This window comes from Mesorhizobium sp. P3_A2, assembly GCF_056403115.1.
In genome coordinates this window covers 613,756-635,904 of record NZ_JBFUGC010000001.1, presented here as the reverse complement: position 1 = coordinate 635,904, position 22,149 = coordinate 613,756, and the positions used below count along the sequence as shown (strand labels likewise).

Here is a 22,149-nt window from a genome sequence, read left to right as displayed (position 1 = left end):
TCAAAATGGGAGTTCTGAACATGAAAAGACTGACAGTCATGCTTGCCACAGCTGCCGGGCTGGCAATTTCCGCCAGCGGCGCGCTGGCCGACACCACACTCAAGCTGGTCGAGGTCATCACCAGCCCGCAGCGCACCGAATTCCTGAAGAAGCAGATCGCCGAGTTCGAGGCCGCCAATGCGGGCGTCAAGGTTGAGGTGGTCTCGCTGCCCTGGGGCCAGGCGTTCGAGAAATTCCTCACCATGGTGCAGGCCGGCGATACCCCCGACATCGTCGAGATGCCGGAGCGCTGGATGGGCCTCTACGCCACCAACGGCCAGCTCGAGGACCTCGGCCCCTACATGGCCAAATGGGACGACGCCAAGACGCTCGGCGACCGCGCCAAGCAGTTCGGCTCGACCGTCAACAACACCCAGTTCATGATCCCCTACGGCTACTATGTGAACGCGCTGTTCTGGAACAAGAAGCTGTTCAAGGAAGCCGGCCTCGACGGCCCGCCGGCGACGCTCGACGAATTCATCGCCGACTCCAAGAAGATCTCCGCCATTCCGGGCAAGTACGGCTATTGCTTGCGCGGCGGCCCGGGCGCCTTCAACGGCATGCACATGTTCATGAACATCGCTCAGGGCAAGGGCGGCTACTTCAACGAGGACGGCACCTCGACCATCAATGAGGAAGGCTCGGTCAAGGGCCTGCAGATGCTGGCCGACATGTACAAGGATGGGCTGGCGCCGAAGGATGCGGTGAGCTGGGGCTTCAACGAAACGGTCACCGGCTTCTATTCCGGCACCTGCGCCATGCTCAACCAGGATCCGGATGCGCTGATCGGCATTGCCGACAAGATGAGCGCCGACGATTTTGCCGTGGCGCCGCTGCCGGTCGGACCGAGCGGCAAGTCCTATCCGACGCTGGGCTATGCCGGCTGGGCGATGTTTGCCAATTCGCAGCACAAGGACGATGCCTGGAAACTGATGGCGACGCTGTTGTCGCCCAAGGACAATCTGGAATGGGCCAAGGAAGTCGGCGTCGTGCCGATCCACAACGGCGCCGACCAGGACGCCCATTTCAAGACCGAGCAGTTCAAGGGCTGGTTCACCGAGCTCAGCGACACTTCCAAATATGAAATGGTGACTCCGCCGACGCATCTGGAGAACCTCGGCAACTTCGTCGACCAGGTGGCGATCAAGAATTTCCAGGAAGTGCTGCTCGGCCAGAAGTCGGCCAAGGACGTTGCCGATCAATGGGCTGCGTTCCTGACCAAGGAACAGCAGGACTGGCTGGCCAAGAATAAAAAGTAGGCGCCGCCTTCTTCTTCCTTCTCCCCGTTTACAGGGAGAAGGCGGGATGAGGGGCTGTGCAAGCACCCCAAGGCTGGCGCTGCCCCTCATCTGCCTGCCCGTCCTCCGCCGCAGCTGCGCTGCAGCTTCGGAGGGTGGACCGACATCTTTCCCCGTAAGTGGGGACGACGCTTGTTCGCCAATTCCGGCGCTCCTCCAGGAGACGATTTAGCACCCGATGACCTATGCCGTGTCCGAAATACGATCCGCCGGCCGGCCGCGAAAGAAGCGGCTGACGCATGCCGCCATCGAACCCTGGCTTTATCTCAGCCCGGCGATCGTTCTGCTCGTCGTGGTGCTGTTGGTGCCGTTGATCATCGGCATCAGCTATTCCTTCCGCAAATTCTCCGCGTTCAAATCCGAATATGTCGGTCTCGGGCAGTATCAGGCGATGCTGACCGACCAGGTGCTGGGGCAGGCGCTGGTCAACACGCTGTGGTGGACCGTCGCCAGCCTGTTCTTCCAGTTCTTCCTCGGTCTCGGCCTCGCGTTGCTGCTCGACAAGCCGTTCATCGGCCGCAAGTTCGTGCAGGCGGTTGTGTTCCTGCCCTGGGCGGTGCCGTCCTTCCTGTCGGGGTTGACCTGGGCGTGGCTGTTCAACCCGATCATCGGACCGCTGCCGCACTGGCTCTTCGCGCTTGGGCTGAAGGCCGAGCCGACCAATGTGCTGTCCGATCCGGCCACCGCCATGTGGGGGCCGATCATCGCCAACATCTGGTTCGGCATCCCATTCTTCGCCATCACGCTGCTGGCGGCGCTGAAGTCGATCCCTTCGGAATTGCATGAGGCGGCGGCCATCGATGGCGCTTCGCCCTGGCAGCGCTTCACCAAGGTGACGCTGCCTTTCCTGGCGCCGACCATCGTCATCACCGTCATGCTGCGCACGATCTGGATCGCCACCTTCGCCGATTTGATCTTCGTCATGACCGAAGGTGGGCCAGCGGGCTCGACCAGCACGGTGCCGGTCTACATCTATGTCAGCGCCTTCAAGTCGCTGGACAAGGGCTATGCCTCGGCGGTGGCGGTGCTGCTGCTGGTCCTGCTCATCGCCTATGCGATCGCGCTGATCGCCATCCGCCGCTTGCTGGTGAGGCACGTCTGATGATCGCCGGACGCTCCACCTCCTCGCGCATCTTCAGCGGCATCGGCCTCTACGCCGCGATTGCCGCCTATATGATCTTCGCGCTGTTCCCGATTTTCTGGACGCTGAAGATTTCTGTGACGCCGGAGCGGCTGCTCTATTCCGAAGGCATCACTTTGTGGCCCTCGGAAACGACATTCCACAACTTCATCACCGTGCTCGAAGCCTCTGATTTCCCGCGCTATTTCCTCAACAGCGTCATCGTCTCGGTGTCGACGGCAGCCTTCGTCACCGTCATCGCCACGCTCGCCGGCTACGCCATGTCGCGCTTCACCTTCCGCGGCAAGGCGACATTGGCGATCATGCTTTTGCTGACGCAAACCTTCCCGCTGGTGATGGTCATCCCGCCGATCTACCGCGTCATGGGCGAGCTTGGCTTGACCAACAGCCTGGTCGGGCTGATCATCATCTACACCGCCTTCAACACTGCCTTTGCCACCTTCCTGATGCAGTCCTTCTTCGACGGCATTCCGAAGGACTTGGAAGAAGCGGCGATGATCGACGGCTGCACCCGTGCGCAGGCAATGCGCAAGGTGATCGTGCCGCTGACCTTGCCCGGCATGGGCGCAACGCTCGGCTTCGTCTTCACCGCCGCCTGGAGCGAATTGCTGTTCGCGCTGATGCTGATCTCCAGCGACGACCAGAAGACGTTTGCTGTCGGGCTGCTCACCTATATCGGCAAGTTCGCCGTCGACTGGGGGCAGATGATGGCGGCGTCGATCCTGGCGCTGATCCCGGTCTGCATCTTCTTCGCCTTCCTGCAACGCTATCTCGTCACCGGCCTCACCGCCGGCGCGGTCAAAGGATAATCGATGGCTTCCGTCACGCTGCAAAACGTCGAGAAGGACTACGGTTCGCTGCGCATCCTGCACGGCGTCGATCTCGAAATCGCCGATGGCGAATTCGTCGTGCTGGTTGGCCCGTCCGGCTGCGGCAAGTCGACTCTGTTGCGCATGATCGCCGGGCTGGAGGAAGTGTCTGGCGGCGAGATCCGCATCGGCGAGCGGCTGGTCAACGATGTCGCGCCGAAGGACCGCGATATCGCCATGGTGTTCCAGTCCTACGCGCTCTACCCGCATATGGATGTGTCGTCGAATATGGGCTTCAGCCTGCTGCTCAAGAAGGCGGAGAAGACGACGATCGACGGCAGGGTAGGGGCCGCCGCCAAGCGGCTCGGCCTCGACAGTTTCCTCGGCAGGCTGCCGCGGCAATTGTCCGGGGGCCAACGCCAGCGCGTGGCCATGGGCCGCGCCATCGTGCGCGATCCCAAAGTGTTCCTCTTCGACGAACCGCTCAGCAATCTCGACGCCAAGCTGCGGGTGCATATGCGCGCCGAGATCAAGGCGCTGCACCAGCAACTGAAAACCACTTCGGTCTATGTCACGCACGACCAGATCGAAGCCATGACCATGGCCGACCGCATCGTCGTCATGCATGACGGCTATGTCCAACAGGTCGGCCATCCGCTCGAACTTTACGACCGGCCGGTCAACACCTTCGTTGCCGGTTTCATCGGCTCGCCCGGCATGAACTTTTTGCCGGCGACCGTCGCCAAGGCTGGCAAGGTGGATGCGGTGCTGGCCGACGGCCAGAAGCTGAGATTGCCCGATGGTCTGCCGCTCAGGGATGGCGACAAGCTCACCGTCGGGTTGCGGCCGGAACACATCCAACTCGTGGACGATGGAGCGCTCAAGGCCGAGGTCGAGGTGGTCGAGCCGCTCGGCCTGTCGACGCAGTTCTATGTCAGGTTCGCGGGGCAGCTGGTTTGCGTCTTCGTCATGGGGCGCAGCACTATCCGGCCGGGCGACACGGTGCGGCTGTCCGCCGATCCGGCGGCGCTACATCTGTTCGATCCGGAAAGCGGCACCCGCATTGGGTGAGAGTGCCTGAAGCCGGCAGTCCCTCCTACCGATGGTTGCCCAGGCTGGCATACATGCCGGTGGTGCGGAACTGCGTCGGGTTGATGCCGTAGAGCCGGCGAAAGACTTTTGAAAAATAGTTGGCGTCCTCGAAGCCGCACAATATGGCGACCTCCTTGACAGGCAGGAAATCGGCCCTCGTCAGAAGTTTCGCCGCCCGCTGCAGCCGCTGCTGCAGCACGAATTCGGCCGGCGGAATGCCTTCGCTTTCGGCGAAGCAGCGCGAGAAATGCGCGCGGCTGAGGCCGCTGATTTGAACGAGATCGGCCACCGGCAAGGGCTTGTCGAGATTGGCGTTGATATGGTCGATCACCGGCTGCATGGCGCTCTGTTTCTCGGTGAAGGCGTGCGAGCCGAAGACATCGTCGTAAAGCGCCATCGCCGCCTCGTAGGCGATCGCCGAAGCAGCGCCCGGCGAAGCGCCGCCCTTGATCAGGCGCAGGCTGCAATCGGCGAGATGATCGATCGTCTCCGGCTGCAGCCGGAACACCGGGCCGGAGACGCTGAGAATGGATTTGTGGATGCGCAGCGCCTCTTCGCCATTCATCGAGATCCAGAAATATTCCCAGTGGTCGCCTTTCTCCAGCCAGTAGCGGTGATTGTGCGGCACCAGCACTAGCAGCGTATCGTTGGCCTGCAGGCGGTAGTTGCGGTTTTCGTAGCGCAGCTGGCCAGTGCCGCTGATCGTGTGCTGCAGCACGGTAAATGGTGTCTGGCCGCGCTTTCGCCCATCCCAGTCGTAGGTGACACCCTCGCGCACCTCATAGCCGGTGCTGGTCGGCATGGCATGCAGGCGCTGACGGCCGCGCGGCAGCGATATGGTGCGCATCAATTGTCCGTTGGCGATCAGGTCACGCAGCACAAAATTACCCTCGAAAGCATAATCGTTCTCTGGCCGCGCCCTGGAATAAAGGCATAATCCAAATCCTGAGAACGCGAAAGACCCGCGGTCGAGGAGCGGGCGGGGAGGAGAAAGAGCCGGAATTCCGGCTCGAATGGCATGCGCGCCATGGGCGCGCCGCCATGCGCTCCTCCATTGCTCCTTGCCCGGCATTCGATTGGATCGAGGTGAAGGTGATGAGTTTCAAAATCGCTATTATCGGCGCCGGCAGTGTTGGCTTCACCAAAAAACTGTTCACCGACATTTTGTGCGTTCCGGAATTCGCCGACATCGAATTCGCGCTGACCGATCTCAGCGAGCACAATCTCGGGATGATCAAGGCGATCCTCGACCGCATCGTCGAGGCCAACAGACTGCCGACAAAAGTCACAGCCACCACCGACCGTCGCAAGGCGCTGGAAGGCGCGCGCTATGTCATCAGCTGTGTGCGGGTCGGCGGGCTCGAAGCCTATGCCGACGACATCCGCATTCCTCTGAAATACGGCATCGACCAGTGCGTCGGCGACACGATCTGCGCCGGCGGCATCCTCTACGGCCAGCGCAACATTCCTGTCATCCTCGACTTCTGCCAGGACATATTGGAGGTCGCCGAGCCGGGCGCCAAATTCCTCAACTATGCCAACCCCATGGCGATGAACACCTGGGCGGCGATCGAATATGGCAAGGTCGATACGGTCGGTCTCTGCCATGGCGTCCAGCACGGCGCTGCACAGATCGCCGAAGTGCTCGGCGCCAAGTCGCACGGCGAGCTCGACTATGTCTGCTCTGGCATCAACCACCAGACCTGGTTCATCGATCTGCGCCTCAACGGCCGCAGAATAGGCAAGGACGAACTGATCGCCGCCTTCGAGGCGCATCCGGTGTACTCGCAGCAGGAGAAACTGCGTATCGACGTGCTGAAGCGCTTCGGTGTCTACTCAACCGAAAGCAACGGCCATCTTTCCGAATATCTGCCCTGGTATCGCAAGCGGCCGGACGAAATCACCCGCTGGATCGACATGTCCGACTGGATCCACGGCGAGACCGGCGGCTACCTCCGCTATTCCACCGAAACGCGCAACTGGTTTGAGACCGAATATCCGCAATTCCTCGAAGCGGCGTCGCAGCCGATCGATCCGGCCAAGCGTTCCAACGAGCACGCCAGCCGCATCCTCGAAGCGCTGGAGACCAACCGCGTCTATCGCGGCCACTTCAACGTCAAGAACACTGGCATCATCACCAATCTGCCGCAGGACGCCATCATCGAGTCGCCTGGCTTCGTCGATCGCTTCGGCATCAACATGGCTTCCGGGATTACGCTGCCGGAAGCCTGCGCGGCCACCTGCATGGCCTCGATCAACGTCCAGCGCATGTCGGTGCACGCTGCGATATCGGGCGACATCGACCTGTTGAAGCTCGCCGTGCTGCACGATCCGCTGGTCGGTGCTGTTTCGACGCCGGAAGAGGTGTGGCAGATGGTCGACGAGATGGTCGTCGCCCAGGCGCGCTGGCTGCCGCAATATGCAGATGCCGTGCCGGCGGCCAAGGAGCGGCTTTCGAAATCGAAGGTGAAGACCCGCGACTGGGCGGGAGCGGCGCGGCGCAATGTACGCTCGATCGAGGAGCTGCGCGCCGAGAAAACGGCACTGAAACAGGCCGGCTGAGAATGCTTGCAGGCGGACCGCGGGAGGCCGGTTCGCCAATCAGCCGTCGTGAAGTGATGCAGGCAGCAGCAGACGTCGAAACATCTGGGAGGACACGATGAGGAACTTTCGCAGAATTGGCATTCTCGCCGGGCGCAGAATTTGCATTCTCGCCGGCCTGACGTTCAGCGTCTCGGCATTGGCGTTCAGCGCATACGCATCCGAGCCGACCACGCCGCCGGTACCGGCGCAGTTTCCCGCCGAGGGAAAGATCAAATACGTCGCCCGCGATTCCATCCTGGAATTCAAGGCGCTGCCCGAATATCACGAGCCCGACTGGGTCACCGAAAAATACGTCAAGACCGGCAAGCTGCCACCGGTCAAGGATCGCCTGCCGAAGGAGCCGCTGGTGTTCAAGACCAGCAACATGCCGGACGGCATCGGCGTCTATGGCGACACCATGCGCCACGTCATTGGCGGCCGGCCGGAGGGCTGGAACTATGGCGCCGGCCAGACGCAAGGATGGGGCGGCATCGACATCGGCCTCTCCGAATGCCTGACGCGCACCGCGCCCTTGTTCCAGGTCGAGGCCAAGGACACCGAACCGCTGCCGAACCTTGCCAAAAGCTGGGACTGGTCGAAGGACGGCCACACGCTGACGATGCACCTGGTCGAAGGCGCCAAATGGTCTGACGGCGTTGCGTTCAATGCCGACGATGTCATGTTCTACTGGGACGACGAAGTGGTCGATCCCAATGTCTCGCCGCTAAACGGCGCCACAGCGGAAACCTTCGGTGTCGGCACGACGCTGAAGAAGATTGACGACTATACCGTCGAATGGACGTTCAAGGACGCCTTTCCCAAGCAGTATCTCTACGCCATGGCCTATGGCACGTTCTGCCCCGGCCCCGCGCATATATTGAAACCGCAGCATCCGAAATATTCGAAGAACACCTACGATCGGTTCAAGAATGCCTTCCCGCCGGAATATATGAATATGCCGGTGATGGGCGCCTGGGTGCCGGTGGAGTATCGGCCCGATGACATCATCGTCCTCCGCCGCAATCCCTACTACTGGAAGGTCGACGAGAAGGGTAACCAGCTGCCCTATCTCAACGAGCTGCACTACAAGCTGTCGACCTGGGCCGACCGCGATGTCCAGGCTGTTGCCGGAGCCGCCGATTTCTCCAATCTCGAGCAGCCGGAAAACTTCGTCGCTTCGCTGAAGCGCGCGGCGGACAAGGACGCACCGGCCCGGCTCGCCTTCGGCCCGCGCCTGATCGGCTACAATCTGCGCATGAATTTTTCCGCCAATGGCTGGGGCAATCCGGACGAACGCGGCCAGGCGATCCGCGAGCTCAACCGCAATGAGGACTTCCGCAAGGGCATCACCATGGCGCTCGACCGCAAGGCGCTCGGCGACTCGCTGGTCAAGGGTCCGTTCACCGCCATCTACCCCGGCGGCTTTTCCTCCGGCACCTCGTTCTATGACCGTAACTCGACCGTCTACTACCCCTTCGATCTTGAAGGCGCCAAGGCGGAGCTCGCAAAGGCTGGCCTCAAGGATACGGACGGCGACGGTATCGTGAACTTCCCAGCCGGCACCGCCGGCGGCAAGGATGTCGAGATCGTGATGCTGGTCAACAACGACTACACCACCGACAAGAGCCTTGCGGAAGGTGTCGTCGCGCAGATGGAGAAGCTGGGCTTGAGGGTCGTGCTCAACGGCCTCAATGGCACCCAGCGCGATGCCACGCAATATTCCGGCCGCTTCGACTGGCTGATCCGGCGCAACGAGCAGGAGCTGACCTCCGTCGTGCAGAATACTGTGCAACTCGCTCCCGTCGGCCCCAAGACCAGTTGGGATCACCGCGCGCCGGAAAGCGGAGTGGTCGACCTGATGCCGTTCGAAAAGGACCTTGTCGACATCGTCAACAAGTTCGTTTCCAGCCAGGACAATGACGAGCGCGCCAGCCTGATGAAGGAGTTCCAGAAAATCTCGACCGAGCACGTCTACAATGTCGGGCTGACCGAATATCCCGGCGCCTTGATCATCAACAAGCGCTTCTCCAACATTCCGCAGGGAACGCCGATCTTCATGTTCAACTGGGCCGAGGATTCGATCGTGCGCGAACGGGTGTTCGTCGCCGCCGACAAGCAGCAGAAATACGAACTCTTTCCCGAGCAGCTTCCTGGCAAACCTGGCGACAAGGGTCCGACAAACTGAGTTACCTCCCCTGGCTGACGCCCGGCCGCGCTGCACGCGCGGCCGGGACGGAGTAAGGTCAGCGGCAGAGAATCCCGAAACCTGCAACGAGGAGGCGAGACGGTGCTGCGATTCCTGGCCATGCGCATAGCATCGGCGTTACCGGTTATGGTCATCCTGAGCCTGGTCACCTTCGCCATCATCCAGGCGCCGCCGGGCGACTATGCCGACTATATCCGCTCGCAGCTCATCAACCAGGGCGGCGCGTCTTTTGCCGAAGCCGACGCGCAGGCGCAAGCCTACCGCGTCGAGCACGGCCTCGATAGACCGCTGCCGGTCCAGTACCTCAACTGGATCGCCGGCATCGTCACCCGCGGCGATTTCGGCTACAGCCTCTACTACAACAAGCCGGTCGCCGCCGTGGTCGGCGAGCGGCTGCCGCGCACACTGCTGCTGGCGCTGGTCTGCCATCTGCTGGCTTCGGTGCTCGGCATCACCTTCGGCATCTGGGCGGCCACCCGGCAATACACCTGGATCGACTCGACGCTGTCGGCCATCTCCTTCCTCGGCATGACCGTGCCGCGCTTCCTGATGGCGCTGATCATCGTCTATCTGATGGTCTTCCAGTTCAATGTGTCGGAGATCGGCAGTTTCTTCTCACCGCAATATGGCGGCGCGCCGTGGTCGTGGGCGAAGTTCGCCGACCTCGTCAAACATGTCTGGCCGGTGGTGGCGATCGCCACCTTTGGCGGGCTCGCCTACAATATGCGCGTCATGCGCGGCAATCTGCTCGATACGCTCAACGCCCAGTATGTCGAGACGGCCAAGGCCAAGGGGCTTACCGGCGGCGCCGTCGTCATGCGCCATGCCGTACCCAACGCGTTACACCCGCTCATCATGTATCAGGGCGTGGTGCTGCCCTACATGCTGACCGGCGAGATCGAGACGGCGATCATCTTCGCGCTGCCGACGGTCGGGCCGGCGATTGTCGGTTCGATGGCGGTTGGCGACGTCTATGTCACGGCGACGTTCATGATGGTGCTTTCGGCGACGCTGATCGTCGGCAACATCATCGCCGACATGCTGCTTGCGCTGCTCGACCCGCGCGTGCGCCAGTTCGGAGAGAGCTAGATGTTGGCACGCGACCCATCCCCGCCGCCGCCGGCCGAAGCAACAGCGATTCCGACACCGCGCGGCAATGAAAGCTACATGGCGCTGGTCTGGCGCCGGCTGCGGCGCTCCTGGACCGGCATGGCCGGGCTGATCCTTGTCATGCTTCTTGTGCTGATGGCGCTGTTTGCCGATTTCTTCGCGCCGATGGACCCCAAGGCGACTGATGTCGCTTTCGCTCCGCCGCAAGTGATGAGTTTTCACGACAAGGACGGTAATTTCGTGCTCCAGCCGCGGGTCTATGCGCTGGGGGATTCGGCTGACCTCGACCCGGTCACCTTCCAACCGGTCGTCGGGCCGGACTACGAGCATCCGCGCCTGCTCGGCTTCTTCGTTAGGGGTGCCGAGTACCGGCTGCTTGGGCTGATCCCCGCCAACCGCCATCTCTTCGCCTCGACCGACGGCCTGCCGGTGCATTTCCTCGGCACCGACAAATTCGGCCGGGATGTGCTGTCGCGGGCTATCCAGGGTTCGCGCGTTTCGCTGATGATCGCGCTGACGGTAGTGTTCATCATCACCGTCATCGGCACCACGGTCGGCATGGTCTCGGGCTATTTCGGCGGCCGGTTCGACGTCTGGGTGCAGCGCTTCGTCGAACTGGTGCTCGCCTTCCCGCAACTGCCGCTTTATCTGGCGCTGACGACGCTGATCCCGGTGACCGCGCCGACCAATGTCTTCCTCGCCTTCGTCATCATCGTCATGTCGGCGCTGGGCTGGGCGCAGATGTCGCGCGAGGTGCGCGGCAAGACGCTGGCGCTGGCGCGGATCGACTATGTGCGCGCCGCCATGGCGGTCGGCGCCACCGACATGCGCATCATCATGCAGCATATTTTTCCCAATGTGATGAGCCACGTCATCGTTGCCGTGACCATCGCGATCCCGACGGTGGTGCTGCTCGAAGCCTTCCTCGGCTTCCTCGGCTTCGCGGTGAAACCGCCGCTGATCTCGTGGGGTCTGATGCTGCAGGACACCGCGACCTATTCGGTCATCGGCACCTATCCGTGGATCCTGTCGCCGGTCGGCTTCGTGCTGATCACCGTCTTTGCCTTCAACGCGCTGGGCGACGGCCTGCGCGATGCCGTCGATCCCTATTGAGGTGACCAGGATGACCGTCGCGCTCGCAGCCACCTTCGCACCCGCCGTCCGGCTCGACCATGCCGGCCGCCACGACCAACCGATCATCGATGCCCGCAACGTCGAGGTCGCCTTCAAGGTCGAGCACGGCGTCGTCGAGGCGGTGAAGGACGTCTCGTTCCAGCTTTATCGCGGCGAGACGATCGCTATCGTCGGCGAGTCCGGCTCGGGAAAGTCGGTGACGGCGCGCACCGTCATGGGGTTGCTGTCAAAGCGGGCCACCGTCTCTGCGAAATCAACCGTCGACTATTGCGGGCAGGACATACTGAAATTTCCGGAGAGCGCACGGCGCAAGCTGCGCGGCAACCGCATCTCGATGATCTTCCAGGAGCCGATGAGCTCGCTCAACCCGATCTATACGGTCGGCAGCCAGATCGTCGAAGCAATCCGGGTGCACCGCAAGGTGAGCCGCAAGCAAGCCTGGGCGCGGGCGCTCGAGCTGCTGCGGCATGTCCAGATCCCCGAGCCGGAAGCGCGCATCAAGCAGTATCCGCACCAGATGTCGGGCGGGCAGCGCCAGCGTGTGATGATCGCCATGGCGCTCGCCAACGATCCCGATGTGCTGATCGCCGACGAGCCGACGACCGCGCTCGACGTCACGGTCCAGGCGCAGATCCTGAACCTGATCCGCAATCTGCAAAAAGAGCTCAGGATGGCGGTCATCCTGATCACCCACGACCTTACCGTGGTGCGGAAATTCTCCGACTATGTCTATGTCATGCAGTATGGCGAGATGTGCGAGCACAACGTGACCGAGCGGCTGTTCGCCGACCCGCAGCATCCCTACACCAAACGGTTGCTCGCCTCCGAGCCGCACGGCAAGCCACAGCCGCTGCCTCAGAACAGCGGCACCATCCTCGAGGCACGCGACATGCGCGTCTGCTTCATGCTGCGCCATGGCTCGTTCCTGAAGCCGGACTGGCGCGAACTGGTCGCCGTCGACGATCTCGGCCTGAAACTTTGCCGCCACGAAACACTTGGGCTGGTTGGTGAATCCGGCTCCGGCAAGACCACGTTCGGTCTCGCTCTGCTCAAGCTCACCGACGCCAAGCGCGGCGAGATCAGCTTCGACGGCCAGCCGATCCAAGGCCTGTCGCGCGCCGAGATGCGGCCGCTGCGCTCACGCATGCAGGTCGTCTTCCAGGATCCGTTCTCCTCGCTCAATCCGCGCATGACGATCGGCCAGATCATCGAGGAAGGGCTGGTCGTCAACAGGTTGGGCGCGACACGGCGCGAGCGGGTCGAGCGGGTGCGCGACGCCCTGGTCAGCGCCGGCATGCCCGGCGATATTCTTTCGCGCTTTCCGCACGAATTTTCCGGCGGCCAACGGCAGCGCATCGCGATCGCGCGGGCCATCGCGCTGGAGCCCGAATTCATCCTGCTCGACGAGCCGACATCGGCGCTCGATCTCTCGGTGCAGGCGCAGATCATCGACCTGTTGCGCAAGCTGCAGGACGAACGCGGCCTGAGCTATCTCTTCATTTCGCACGACCTCAAAGTGGTGCGTGCGCTCTGCCATCGCGTCATCGTCATGCAGAACGGCAAGATCGTCGAGCAGGGACCCGTCGACGAGGTCCTCACCCATCCCAAGACCGCCTACACCGAACGGCTTGTCAGAGCCGCGTTCGATGTGGCGTAGCAAAGTGCCGGAGGTTTAACGTGGCAAGACATCCCAGGATCACCTTCATCGGCGCCGGCTCGACCGTGTTCATGAAGAACATTGTCGGCGACGTGCTGCAGCGGCCGTCGCTATCGAATGCTACGATCGCGCTGATGGACATCAATCCGCAGCGGCTGGAAGAGAGCGCCATCGTCGTCAACAAGCTGATCGCGACGCTCGGCGTGAAGGCGAAGGCGGAGACCTATTCCGACCAGAAGAAGGCGCTCGCCGGCGCCGACTTCGTCGTCGTCGCCTTCCAGATCGGCGGCTACGAGCCGTGCACCGTCACCGATTTCGAGGTGCCGAAGAAGTACGGCCTGCGCCAGACCATCGCCGATACGCTCGGCGTCGGCGGCATCATGCGGGGCCTCAGGACCGTGCCGCATTTGTGGAAGATCTGCGAAGACATGCTGGCTGTCTGTCCCGAAGCGATCATGCTGCAATACGTCAACCCGATGGCGATCAACACCTGGGCGATCTCGGAGAAATACCCAGCCATTAAGCAGGTCGGCCTCTGCCATTCGGTGCAAGGAACGGCGATGGAGCTGGCGCACGATCTCGACATTCCCTACGAGGAAATCCGCTACCGCTCGGCCGGCATCAACCACATGGCCTTCTACCTCAAATTCGAGCATCGCCAGCCGGACGGCTCCTACCGCAACCTCTATCCGGACCTCGTCCGCGCCTATCGCGAGGGCAGGGCGCCGAAGCCCGGCTGGAACCCACGCTGCCCCAACAAGGTGCGCTACGAGATGCTGACGCGGCTGGGCTATTTCGTCACCGAAAGCTCGGAGCATTTTGCCGAATATACGCCCTATTTCATCAAGGAAGGGCGCCCCGACCTGATCGAGAAATTTGGCATTCCGCTCGACGAATATCCCAAGCGCTGCATCGAGCAGATCGAGCGCTGGAAGGGACAGGCCGAGGCCTATCGGTCGGCCGACCGCATCGAGGTCGAGCAGTCGAAGGAATACGCCTCCTCGATCATGAATTCGGTGTGGACCGGCGAGCCGTCGGTGATCTATGGCAATGTCCGCAACAATGGCTGCATCACCTCGCTACCGGACAATTGCGCCGCCGAGGTGCCGTGCCTGGTCGACGCCTCAGGCATCCAGCCGACCTATATAGGCGAGCTGCCGCCGCAGCTCACAGCGCTGATCCGTACCAACATCAACGTGCAGGAACTGACGGTGCAGGCGCTGATGACCGAGAACCGCGAGCACATCTACCACGCGGCGATGATGGACCCGCATACGGCGGCCGAACTCGACCTCGACCAGATCTGGGCGCTGGTCGATGAGCTGCTGGCGACGCATGGCGACTGGCTGCCGGCCTGGGCGCGTGGAAGTGCCAAAGTCCGGGCGGCCTGATCGCCGCTGCAGCGGCGGCTCCCACCGCGTCGTCAAGCCTCCGGCGGCGCCGGCAGCCGGTGGCGCAGTTCCTCGACCAGGACGCGCTCGTTCTCCGAATAGTCGATTGGCACGACGACGAGATGGACGCCACCGCCGGTGAAAGCCGTCTCTAGGGTCGACTTGAGGTCGCCGATGGCGCTGACCCTGGTGCCCTTGGCGCCGTAGGATTCTGCATATTTGACGAAATCAGGGTTGCCGAAGGTCATGCCGAAATCGGGAAAGGCGTCGACCGCCTGCTTCCAGCGGATCATGCCGAACGCATGGTCCTCGATGATCAGCACGACCAGGTTGAGCTTCAGCCTGACGGCGGTTTCCAGCTCCTGGCTGTTCATCATGAAGCCGCCATCGCCGCAGATCGCCATGACGCGGCGGCCGGGGTAGAGCATCGCCGCCGTCATCGCCGACGGCAGGCCGGCGCCCATCGTGGCCAGAGCATTGTCGAGCAGCAGCGTGTTGGCGACACGCGTGCGGTAGTTGCGCGCAAACCAGATCTTGTACATGCCGTTGTCGAGCGCCAGGATGCCGTCAGCCGGCATCACCGCGCGGATATCATGGACGAGGCGCTGCGGCGTGAAACGGTCTTCGGTGGCGCGCGCGGCAATACGGTTCAATATCCCTTCGCGCAGCGGCAGCAGCGCCTGTGCGTTGGGGATCTTGCCCTCGATGCGATCGGCAAGCAGCCTGAGCGAGGCGCCGATGTCGCCGATGACTTCGGTCTGCGGGAAATAGACCTGCTCGACATTGGCTGGCTGGTAGCCGACATGGATCACTTTCGGTCCCTTGTCGCCCATGATGAAGGGCGGCTTCTCGATCGTGTCGTGGCCGATGGTGATGATGAGGTCGGCCTGCTCTATGGCCTCATGCACATAGTCGCGCTCGGAGAGTGCGGCCGTGCCCATGTAAAGCTCGGTGCCGCCGGGCACCGTGCCCTTGCCCATCTGCGTGGTGAAATAGGGAATGCCGGTCCTGATCACGAACTGGGCGAGATCCGAGGTCGAGCGCGGCCGCGATGCGGCGGCACCGAGCATCGCCAGCGGACGCTGTGCCTTGATGATCATCTCAGCGGCGCGATCGAGCGCGAGCGGGCTCGCCAGCGGCAGCTCGACCGGATGTGGCGGGATCAGCGCGACGTCGTCGCATTCCTCGGCCGCGATGTCTTCGGGCAGTTCCAGATGCACCGGTCCCGGCCGTTCCTCCTCGGCAATGCGAAAGGCTTCCCGCACCACGGCGGGAATTGTCCTCGGCGAGATGATCTGGCGCGACAGCTTGGTCAGCGGCTTCATCGCCGCAACGATGTCGACAATCTGGAAGCGGGCCTGGCGCGACGACCGGATGCCCTTCTGCCCGGTGATCATGATCATCGGCATCGCTCCGAGCAACGCATAGGCAGCGCCGGTCGTCAGGTTCAAGGCACCGGGCCCGAGCGTGGTGATGCACACACCAGGCTTGCCGGTGAGCCTGCCATGGGTGGCGGCCATGAAGGCGGCTGCCTGCTCATGGCGGGTCAGGATGAGCTGGATCGAGGATTTGCGGATGGATTCCACGACGTCGAGATTCTCTTCGCCCGGAATGCCGAAGATGCGATCGACGCCCTCATTCTCAAGAGCGGCTACAAGCAGGTCTGAACCTTTGGGCACGAAGCATCTCCTGGGCGAAGTGGCGGCGAACCGCGTCGGGATATGGTCAGACATAGTCCTGAAAAAGCCCTAGCGCGAGGCACGGCCGCCGCCAACGTCGTTTTGCGCTTACAGACCGTTCTGTTTTCTTACGGACCAGCGAGCGTTTCGGGCAAACGGAAAAAAATTCCCTAGGAGTGGCGCTGGAGGGCCTATCCTTGCTTCTTGCGGCAGGCGCACGCCTGTAAATATGCGATATGAAGCGGGCCTGCCCGCGCGCGAGAGGTGAGAGAACATGCCCAATCCAACCGTCGTCGGATTTTCCGGCAATTTCACCCGACCGTCCAAGACGCGTGGCTTCGTCGACCAGGTCGTCAGGGATATTGCGCGCCAGCATGGCCTGTCCGCGAGCACCTATGACATTGAAGACCTCGGCCCCTCGCTGGGCGCCGCCAAATGGGCGCGCGATCTCGACGGCCAGGCGCGGACGATTTTCGACAGCGTCGTCAATGCCGATGTCCTGGTGGTGGGATCACCGACCTACAAGGGCAGCTACACCGGCCTGTTCAAGCACTTCTTCGATCTGTTCGACCCGGCGTCCTTGCGCGGCAAGCCGGTGGTGCTGCTCGCCACCGGCGGCAACGATCGCCATGCGCTGATCGTCGAGCACCAGTTGCGGCCGCTGTTCGGCTTCTTCGAGGCGCTGACGCTGCCGACAGGGGTCTACGCCACGGACAAGGATTTTTCCGACGGCGTGCTGAAGGCCGAACCCATCCTGAAGCGCGTCGAGCAGGTTGTCGGCGAGGTCGGGCTGGTGCTGGCCAATCGCTCGGCTGCCGGCGTCGCTGCCGGATAGCGCGGCGAGCGGGCCGCCTCCAGCCCTAACGGCCCGGGAGTGAAAAAAAGGCCCGCCACCGACGCGAATCGTGACGGGCCTCCGTGGAGTACGCCGGGCTTCCCACCGCCCGGCTGCCTTGAGAACTATCCGGCGGAAGGATGGTTCCGCGAGATTCCTGCAAGTCCTCATGTCATAGCCAAAATCAATACCCCGCCGGCTAGGCCTGGCGGGGCATTGTTTGGAGGGTCTGGATCGAATGGGAACGATCCGGCTAGAAAACGCCAGCACCGGACAAAGGTTCCCGCGCCGACCGGGCTTCAGCAGAGCGTGCCGGCTGGCTTTGCCGGAACCACCACGGCTGCCCAGCCATTGTCCTCGAACATGGAGGAACCAATCATGCCCAAGTATATCACCATCGGCTATGGCGACCGGGCCGGATATGACCGGACGCCGCAGGATGTCAGGCAGGCAGCCCATGAACACGATGCATCGCTCAAGCAGCGCGGCGTGGTGATGGGCATCGCCGAAACACCGGTGCAGGTGCGAAATCCGGACGCCAGCGGCGTGCTGACCGAAACCGGGCCCTATCTCTCGTCGGACCTGCCCATCGCCGGCTTTTCGATCATGGAAGCCAGCGACATGGACGAGGCGATCGCGCTAGCCTCGAAATCGCCTTGTGCGGTGGCCCATGGGGTGATCGAGATCTGGCCGTTCAACGAGCGGTAACTAGTTCCTGTCCGCCGGCTTCGAGCGGATGCGCGACACCGTCTTGCGTTCGGTGCGCTTGGAGGGCAACGGCGGCGGGCCGTGGTCGATCGGGCCCATGGCCTCTGGCAGCATGTCGTCCATGCGCCTGGGGCTATCGCCGACGTGGCTTTCGATCTCGCCCGTTCAGAAAGTCTGGAATAAAAGCGGGCTTGTCGGATCCGCCGCCGAGCGTGCGTCCGATGGTTCCGATGATCGCCTAAACACCAGGTGAACGACCAGGCCGAAGTAACCGACCTGCAGGATTACCAGTGTCAGCACTGACCAGCCAAGGGTCGCCCAGATCGACCCGGTCTCCAGATAGGCCCAGATTGCAACGCCGATTGTCGTTGCAGACATCCCGACCAGAAATTGCGGAAAGTACATGTCTCTTTCCACCCCCATTTCCAACCCGTGGGCTGGGATCTGTTGCCAGCATCCTTAATTAAGTTGTCACTAAATTAGTAATATTGCAATCGCCTGCGGAGAGCACGGTCATGGCGCGGTCATAGCGGGTTTGAGCTTGTGTACGGCGCGCGGTGTTTCTCAAACCACGGACAAATCAGCGAAACGGTCCCCCGCCTGCCATCAATTCCGATCCGCCGGCTTCGAGCGCATCCTCGACACCGTCTCGCGCTCGGCGCGCTTGGAGCGCAGCGGCGGCAGGCCGCGGTTGATCAGGTCCATGTCTTCCAGCACCATGTCGCCCATGCGCTTGAAGGCGATGTCGAGGGCGCCGGCGCGGTGGGCGGAGCGCAGGAAGCCGGGGATGGTGCGGACCGGGTGATCCTGCGCCAGCGGCTCTTCCGGGAAGACATCGCTGGCGGCGACGATGTGGCCGCTCTTTACCGCTGCCATCAGAGCAGGGAAGTCGACGACACCGGCGCGGCTGAGCAGGATGAAGGCCGCACCCTTGCGCATGCTGGCAAAAGCATCGGCGCCGAGGAAACCCTGGTTCTCCGAGGTCACCGAAGCGACGACGAAGACAAAGTCGCTCGATGTCAGGACATCGTCGAGCGAGGCCGGCTCGACGCCACTGTCGATCAGGATCGACGGCGGCAGCCAGGGATCGAACACCTTGGTGCGGGTGCGGAAACCCGACAGCAGGCGGTTCAGCGCCCGGCCGAGATCGCCGAAGCCGATGATGCCGACATCGGCGCCCGACAGTAGCCGCGCGGTGAGGTTGCCGTCGCCGCCCCACAGCTCCTCGCCTTTGCGGAAGGCGAGGTCGGCATCGACGATGTTGCGGGCGAGATTGAGCGCCATGGCAAGCCCGAGCTCGGCCACCGGCTCGGCAAAGACCAGGCCGGTGGTGACGACATGGATGCCGCGCGCAAACAGCGTCTCGTAGGGCATGTTGTTGACGAGGTTGGTCTCGACATTGAAGACGCAGCGCAGCGCCTTCATAGCTTCCAGCGTCTCAGGCGAGATTGGTGGCTGGCCGATGATATAGCGGGCTTCGGCCAGCACATCGGCCGGCAGTTTCGCCACGCCGTCGGCCGTCGTCTCTACAATGCGGTAGTGCGCCTTGAGGCGCGCCAGCTGTGGCGGGGTGAAGATCAGCTCGAGCGTGCGTGGTTCCGGCGCGCTGATGACCAGCGGCAAGGCCTTGTCTGGCATGACGATTCCTCCCGGCGCGATCCGCATCGCGTATTTTTGCTTCGCACTTGTCGTTATCCCAAAACCGCATCACACTTTGGGGCGACATGCGCTCGACGGGTAAAATACCCACGATTAAACGATTTACAACTCAGAAAAATCGATTTACTCATTTCTCCAGCGGACGGAATGCCTCGGTCCGCGCCTCGGGAGGAGGACCAATGGCGCACAGGCAGGACCAGCAGCGGCGTGCGTCGATCCACGACGTGGCAAGGCGCGCCGGCGTGTCCGCCGCCACCGTCTCCAAGGTCATGGCCGGCGTCACCACGGTGAAGCCCGAAAATGCGCAGCGCGTCTTCGATGCGGTCGAGCAGCTGGGCTACCGCATTGATCCGCTCGCCTCCGACATGCGCCGGGCCAAGCGCCGCATTATCGGCGCCATCATGCCCGAATTCGAAAGCGAATTCTTTGGCCAGATGGTCACCCAGCTCGAGGGCCTCGCCGAGCAGCGCGGCTACACGCTGGTGGCGGCGTCGAGCCGTGAATCGGAAGCGCGCGAAAAAGAGATCCTCGCCCGCATGCATGACTGGCGCGTCGCCGGCGTGGTGCTGGCGCCGGTGCGCAACGAACATGGCCCGGCAGCCGACTTCATGAAGGCCAATGGCATGACCGGCGTGCTGATCGACCGTGTGCTCTCCGACGACGCCTTCGACACGGTGTCGGCCGATAGCGCCGCAGCCAGCGCCGAAGTAGCGCGCGAACTGATCGCCAAGGGTCATCGCCATATACTGGTCGTCGGCCTCGGCGAACAGGCGGCCACGATGCGCGCCCGTCTCGATGGGTTTCGCACTACTGCACTCAAACTGGCGCCGGATGTGCGCATCGATGTCGTACTGGCCGAAACCGACGTGGAGCCGCTGCGAGCGCAGTTGCGCGAGTATTTCGCGAAAGGCGACCGGCCGACGGCGGTCTATTCGCTGTTCCTCAAGGGCACGCTGGTGGCGCTGTCCGAGTTCCGCCGGCGCGGCTGGCATTGTCCGAACGACATTTCGCTGGTCGGCTTCGACGATGCCGAATGGATGCAGGTGACATGGCCGGCCATCGCCGCCGTTGTGCAGCCGGTGCGCCAGATCGCCGGCCATGCCATGGAAGCGCTGTTCGCCAGGATTGAAGGTGGGGAGGGACCGCCGATCGCGCGGCTCGAGCCTTGCCGGGTTTTGATGCGGGAATCCGTTGGCTCGCCAGGCAGCGACCCGCATTCCGGGGGAGGACACCGACAATAGCCCCCATTGTCGACACCCAGAAGCTGCACCTGGCCTAGGCTCGCGGCACCAACCGGTTCTTCGCCTTCTCCCACAAGGGAGAAGGAAGAAAGAATCAGAACGGATAGTGCTGGTTCGGATCCTCGATGGTCAGCCAGCGCAGGTCGGTGAACTCGGCGATCGAGGCCTTGCCGCCGAAGCGGCCATAGCCCGAGCCCTTGACGCCGCCGAACGGCATTTGCGCTTCGTCGCCGACGGTCGGGCCGTTGATGTGGCAGATGCCGGCCTCGATGCGCGCGGCAACCGCAAAAGCGCGGCGGATGTCGCGGCTGAACACGGCCGAGGACAGGCCGTATTCGGTGTCGTTGGCGACGCGCACGGCTTCGTCCTCGCCGTTGACGCGGATCACCGGCTTGACCGGCCCGAAGGATTCTTCGGCATAGACGCGCATCGCCGGCGTGACATGGTCGAGCAGCGTCGCTTCGACCACGGTTCCGGTGCGCTTGCCGCCGGCCACCAGCTTCGCGCCCTTGGCGACGGCATCGGCAACCAGTTCTTCCATCTTGTCGGCGGCCTGGCTACTGATCAGCGAGCCCAGCACGACATGGCCGCGCGGGTCTCCAGCCGGCAATGCAGCGGCGCGGGCGGCGAGCTTGGCGACGAATTCGTCGGCGATCTTTTCATCGACGACCAGGCGCTCGGTCGACATGCAGATCTGTCCCTGATGCATGTAGGCGCCAAAGGCAGCCGCATTGACCGCGGCGTCGATGTCGGCATCGTCGAGCACGACGAGCGGCGCCTTGCCGCCGAGCTCAAGCAGGGCTGGCTTCAGGTGCTTGCCGGCAAGTTCTGCGATGATCCTGCCGACCTTGGTCGAGCCGGTGAAATTGACGCGCCTGACCGCAGGATGCGCGACCAACGCCTCTACGATTGCCGCCGCATCCTTTGGGTCATTGGTGACGACGTTGATGACGCCCTTGGGCAGGCCGGCCTCGACCAGCACCTGGCCGATCAGCCTGTGGGTGCCGGGGCACATCTCCGAAGCCTTCAGCACCACGGTGTTGCCGCAGGCGATCGGCATGGCTATGGCACGGGTGCCGAGAATGACCGGGGCATTCCAGGGTGCGATGCCGAGACACACGCCGGCCGGCTGGCGGATCGCCATGGCCAGCGTGCCGGGCTTGTCGGAGGGGATGACCTCGCCCGAAATCTGCGTCGTCATGGCGGCCGCCTCGCGCAGCATCTTGGCGGCCAGCATGACGTTGAAGCCGGCCCAGGGGCCGGTCGCGCCGGTCTCTTCCATCATCAGTTTGGTGAATTCGCCGACCTTGGAATCCATCACATCGGCGGCCTTGGACAGCAAGGCGCGGCGCTCGCCAGGTCCAGTCTTTGACCAGCTGGTGAAGGCGGCGGCTGCGGCTTCGACGGCGGCATTGGCGTCGGCGATGCTGGCTGCGGCAGCGCGCGTCGCCAACTTGCCGGTGAACGGGTCCATGCGCTCGTAAGAGGCAGCACCCGACGCGTCCCGTTTGTCACCGTCGATCAGAAGTCCGATGTCCATTGTTTTCTCCCTCGCTCGCCGTCGAGC

At 62.9% G+C, this 22,149-nt stretch carries 19 protein-coding genes; 13 read left to right on the top strand and 6 right to left on the bottom strand.

What is annotated here, in order from left to right; all coding sequences use genetic code 11:
* Window positions 1–20: 20 nt before the first annotated feature.
* The 4 genes from AC1DXM_RS03000 (at window position 21) to AC1DXM_RS02985 (ending at window position 4,358) form a co-directional block, all read left to right on the top strand.
* The gene (locus AC1DXM_RS03000; RefSeq protein ID WP_477231683.1) at window positions 21–1,298 is read left to right on the top strand and encodes an ABC transporter substrate-binding protein; all 1,278 of its coding nucleotides are present in this window, start codon (window positions 21–23) and stop codon (window positions 1,296–1,298) included.
* Window positions 1,299–1,515: 217 nt separating this feature from the next.
* Window positions 1,516–2,439, top strand: coding sequence for a carbohydrate ABC transporter permease (locus AC1DXM_RS02995; RefSeq protein ID WP_477231682.1), 924 nt, complete (start codon window positions 1,516–1,518; stop codon window positions 2,437–2,439).
* A complete protein-coding gene (locus AC1DXM_RS02990) occupies window positions 2,439–3,287 on the top strand; it encodes a carbohydrate ABC transporter permease (protein ID WP_477231681.1) in 849 nt (282 codons plus the stop codon). The genes AC1DXM_RS02995 and AC1DXM_RS02990 overlap by 1 nt, the downstream gene beginning before the upstream one ends.
* A gap of 3 nt (window positions 3,288–3,290) precedes the next feature.
* Entirely contained in the window at window positions 3,291–4,358 is a 1,068-nt protein-coding gene (locus AC1DXM_RS02985; protein ID WP_477231680.1) for an ABC transporter ATP-binding protein, read from the top strand.
* A 25-nt stretch (window positions 4,359–4,383) separates the two neighbouring features.
* Here AC1DXM_RS02985 and AC1DXM_RS02980 read toward each other — a convergent pair whose 3' ends face one another.
* Window positions 4,384–5,226, bottom strand: coding sequence for an AraC family ligand binding domain-containing protein (locus tag AC1DXM_RS02980; protein WP_477231961.1), 843 nt, complete (start codon window positions 5,224–5,226; stop codon window positions 4,384–4,386).
* 248 nt (window positions 5,227–5,474) lie between these two features.
* Between AC1DXM_RS02980 and melA (AC1DXM_RS02975) the strand changes: the two genes are divergently transcribed.
* From melA (AC1DXM_RS02975) to melA (AC1DXM_RS02950), 6 genes are all read left to right on the top strand, one after another.
* Window positions 5,475–6,941, top strand: coding sequence for an alpha-galactosidase (gene melA / locus AC1DXM_RS02975; RefSeq protein ID WP_477231679.1), 1,467 nt, complete (start codon window positions 5,475–5,477; stop codon window positions 6,939–6,941).
* 97 nt (window positions 6,942–7,038) lie between these two features.
* A complete protein-coding gene (locus AC1DXM_RS02970; RefSeq protein WP_477231678.1) occupies window positions 7,039–9,147 on the top strand; it encodes an ABC transporter substrate-binding protein in 2,109 nt (702 codons plus the stop codon).
* Window positions 9,148–9,249: 102 nt separating this feature from the next.
* Entirely contained in the window at window positions 9,250–10,257 is a 1,008-nt protein-coding gene (locus AC1DXM_RS02965) for an ABC transporter permease (RefSeq protein WP_477231677.1), read from the top strand.
* Complete coding sequence (locus AC1DXM_RS02960; RefSeq protein WP_477231676.1) at window positions 10,258–11,391, top strand: ABC transporter permease; 1,134 nt, start codon at window positions 10,258–10,260, stop codon at window positions 11,389–11,391.
* A gap of 10 nt (window positions 11,392–11,401) precedes the next feature.
* Window positions 11,402–13,069 carry an ABC transporter ATP-binding protein gene (locus tag AC1DXM_RS02955; protein WP_477231675.1) on the top strand — a complete coding sequence of 556 codons (1,668 nt, stop codon included), beginning with the start codon at window positions 11,402–11,404 and terminating at the stop codon, window positions 13,067–13,069.
* Between the two features lie 20 nt (window positions 13,070–13,089).
* A complete protein-coding gene (melA, locus tag AC1DXM_RS02950) occupies window positions 13,090–14,460 on the top strand; it encodes an alpha-galactosidase (protein ID WP_477231674.1) in 1,371 nt (456 codons plus the stop codon).
* 32 nt (window positions 14,461–14,492) lie between these two features.
* Here melA (AC1DXM_RS02950) and AC1DXM_RS02945 read toward each other — a convergent pair whose 3' ends face one another.
* Window positions 14,493–16,139: an acetolactate synthase large subunit gene (locus tag AC1DXM_RS02945; RefSeq protein WP_477231673.1), complete on the bottom strand. Its 1,647-nt coding sequence runs from the start codon at window positions 16,137–16,139 to the stop codon at window positions 14,493–14,495.
* Between the two features lie 274 nt (window positions 16,140–16,413).
* Between AC1DXM_RS02945 and msuE the strand changes: the two genes are divergently transcribed.
* Window positions 16,414–16,974: an FMN reductase gene (gene msuE / locus AC1DXM_RS02940; RefSeq protein WP_477231672.1), complete on the top strand. Its 561-nt coding sequence runs from the start codon at window positions 16,414–16,416 to the stop codon at window positions 16,972–16,974.
* A gap of 378 nt (window positions 16,975–17,352) precedes the next feature.
* Window positions 17,353–17,682: a YciI family protein gene (locus tag AC1DXM_RS02935; RefSeq protein WP_477231671.1), complete on the top strand. Its 330-nt coding sequence runs from the start codon at window positions 17,353–17,355 to the stop codon at window positions 17,680–17,682.
* Here AC1DXM_RS02935 and AC1DXM_RS02930 read toward each other — a convergent pair whose 3' ends face one another.
* The 3 genes from AC1DXM_RS02930 to AC1DXM_RS02920 form a co-directional block, all read right to left on the bottom strand.
* On the bottom strand, window positions 17,683–17,805 hold the full coding sequence (locus AC1DXM_RS02930; RefSeq protein ID WP_477231670.1) for a hypothetical protein: 123 nt from the start codon (window positions 17,803–17,805) through the stop codon (window positions 17,683–17,685).
* Window positions 17,806–17,847: 42 nt separating this feature from the next.
* Entirely contained in the window at window positions 17,848–18,087 is a 240-nt protein-coding gene (locus AC1DXM_RS02925) for an exopolysaccharide production repressor protein (RefSeq protein ID WP_477231669.1), read from the bottom strand.
* 201 nt (window positions 18,088–18,288) lie between these two features.
* The gene (locus AC1DXM_RS02920) at window positions 18,289–19,320 is read right to left on the bottom strand and encodes a hydroxyacid dehydrogenase (RefSeq protein WP_477231668.1); all 1,032 of its coding nucleotides are present in this window, start codon (window positions 19,318–19,320) and stop codon (window positions 18,289–18,291) included.
* A gap of 200 nt (window positions 19,321–19,520) precedes the next feature.
* On the opposite strand from AC1DXM_RS02920, the gene AC1DXM_RS02915 reads away from it, so the two are divergent.
* The gene (locus tag AC1DXM_RS02915; RefSeq protein ID WP_477231667.1) at window positions 19,521–20,582 is read left to right on the top strand and encodes a LacI family DNA-binding transcriptional regulator; all 1,062 of its coding nucleotides are present in this window, start codon (window positions 19,521–19,523) and stop codon (window positions 20,580–20,582) included.
* Window positions 20,583–20,676: 94 nt separating this feature from the next.
* On the opposite strand, the gene AC1DXM_RS02910 is transcribed toward AC1DXM_RS02915, so the two are convergent.
* The gene (locus AC1DXM_RS02910) at window positions 20,677–22,122 is read right to left on the bottom strand and encodes an aldehyde dehydrogenase (RefSeq protein ID WP_477231666.1); all 1,446 of its coding nucleotides are present in this window, start codon (window positions 22,120–22,122) and stop codon (window positions 20,677–20,679) included.
* Window positions 22,123–22,149: the final 27 nt, after the last annotated feature.

Bases quoted from the DNA above. Each gene is read 5' to 3' on its own strand.
- AC1DXM_RS02960 (WP_477231676.1), top strand. From the start codon at position 10,258: ATGTTGGCACGCGACCCATCCCCGCCGCCGCCGGCCGAAGCAACAGCG.
- AC1DXM_RS02910 (WP_477231666.1), bottom strand. From the start codon at position 22,122: ATGGACATCGGACTTCTGATCGACGGTGACAAACGGGACGCGTCGGGT.
- AC1DXM_RS02970 (WP_477231678.1), top strand. From the start codon at position 7,039: ATGAGGAACTTTCGCAGAATTGGCATTCTCGCCGGGCGCAGAATTTGC.
- AC1DXM_RS02915 (WP_477231667.1), top strand. From the start codon at position 19,521: ATGGCGCACAGGCAGGACCAGCAGCGGCGTGCGTCGATCCACGACGTG.
- AC1DXM_RS02990 (WP_477231681.1), top strand. From the start codon at position 2,439: ATGATCGCCGGACGCTCCACCTCCTCGCGCATCTTCAGCGGCATCGGC.
- AC1DXM_RS02980 (WP_477231961.1), bottom strand. From the start codon at position 5,226: ATGCGCACCATATCGCTGCCGCGCGGCCGTCAGCGCCTGCATGCCATG.
- AC1DXM_RS02985 (WP_477231680.1), top strand. From the start codon at position 3,291: ATGGCTTCCGTCACGCTGCAAAACGTCGAGAAGGACTACGGTTCGCTG.
- AC1DXM_RS02920 (WP_477231668.1), bottom strand. From the start codon at position 19,320: ATGCCAGACAAGGCCTTGCCGCTGGTCATCAGCGCGCCGGAACCACGC.
- AC1DXM_RS02995 (WP_477231682.1), top strand. From the start codon at position 1,516: ATGACCTATGCCGTGTCCGAAATACGATCCGCCGGCCGGCCGCGAAAG.
- AC1DXM_RS02935 (WP_477231671.1), top strand. From the start codon at position 17,353: ATGCCCAAGTATATCACCATCGGCTATGGCGACCGGGCCGGATATGAC.
- msuE (WP_477231672.1), top strand. From the start codon at position 16,414: ATGCCCAATCCAACCGTCGTCGGATTTTCCGGCAATTTCACCCGACCG.
- AC1DXM_RS02925 (WP_477231669.1), bottom strand. From the start codon at position 18,087: ATGTACTTTCCGCAATTTCTGGTCGGGATGTCTGCAACGACAATCGGC.
- AC1DXM_RS02955 (WP_477231675.1), top strand. From the start codon at position 11,402: ATGACCGTCGCGCTCGCAGCCACCTTCGCACCCGCCGTCCGGCTCGAC.
- melA (WP_477231679.1), top strand. From the start codon at position 5,475: ATGAGTTTCAAAATCGCTATTATCGGCGCCGGCAGTGTTGGCTTCACC.
- AC1DXM_RS02930 (WP_477231670.1), bottom strand. From the start codon at position 17,805: ATGGACGACATGCTGCCAGAGGCCATGGGCCCGATCGACCACGGCCCG.
- AC1DXM_RS03000 (WP_477231683.1), top strand. From the start codon at position 21: ATGAAAAGACTGACAGTCATGCTTGCCACAGCTGCCGGGCTGGCAATT.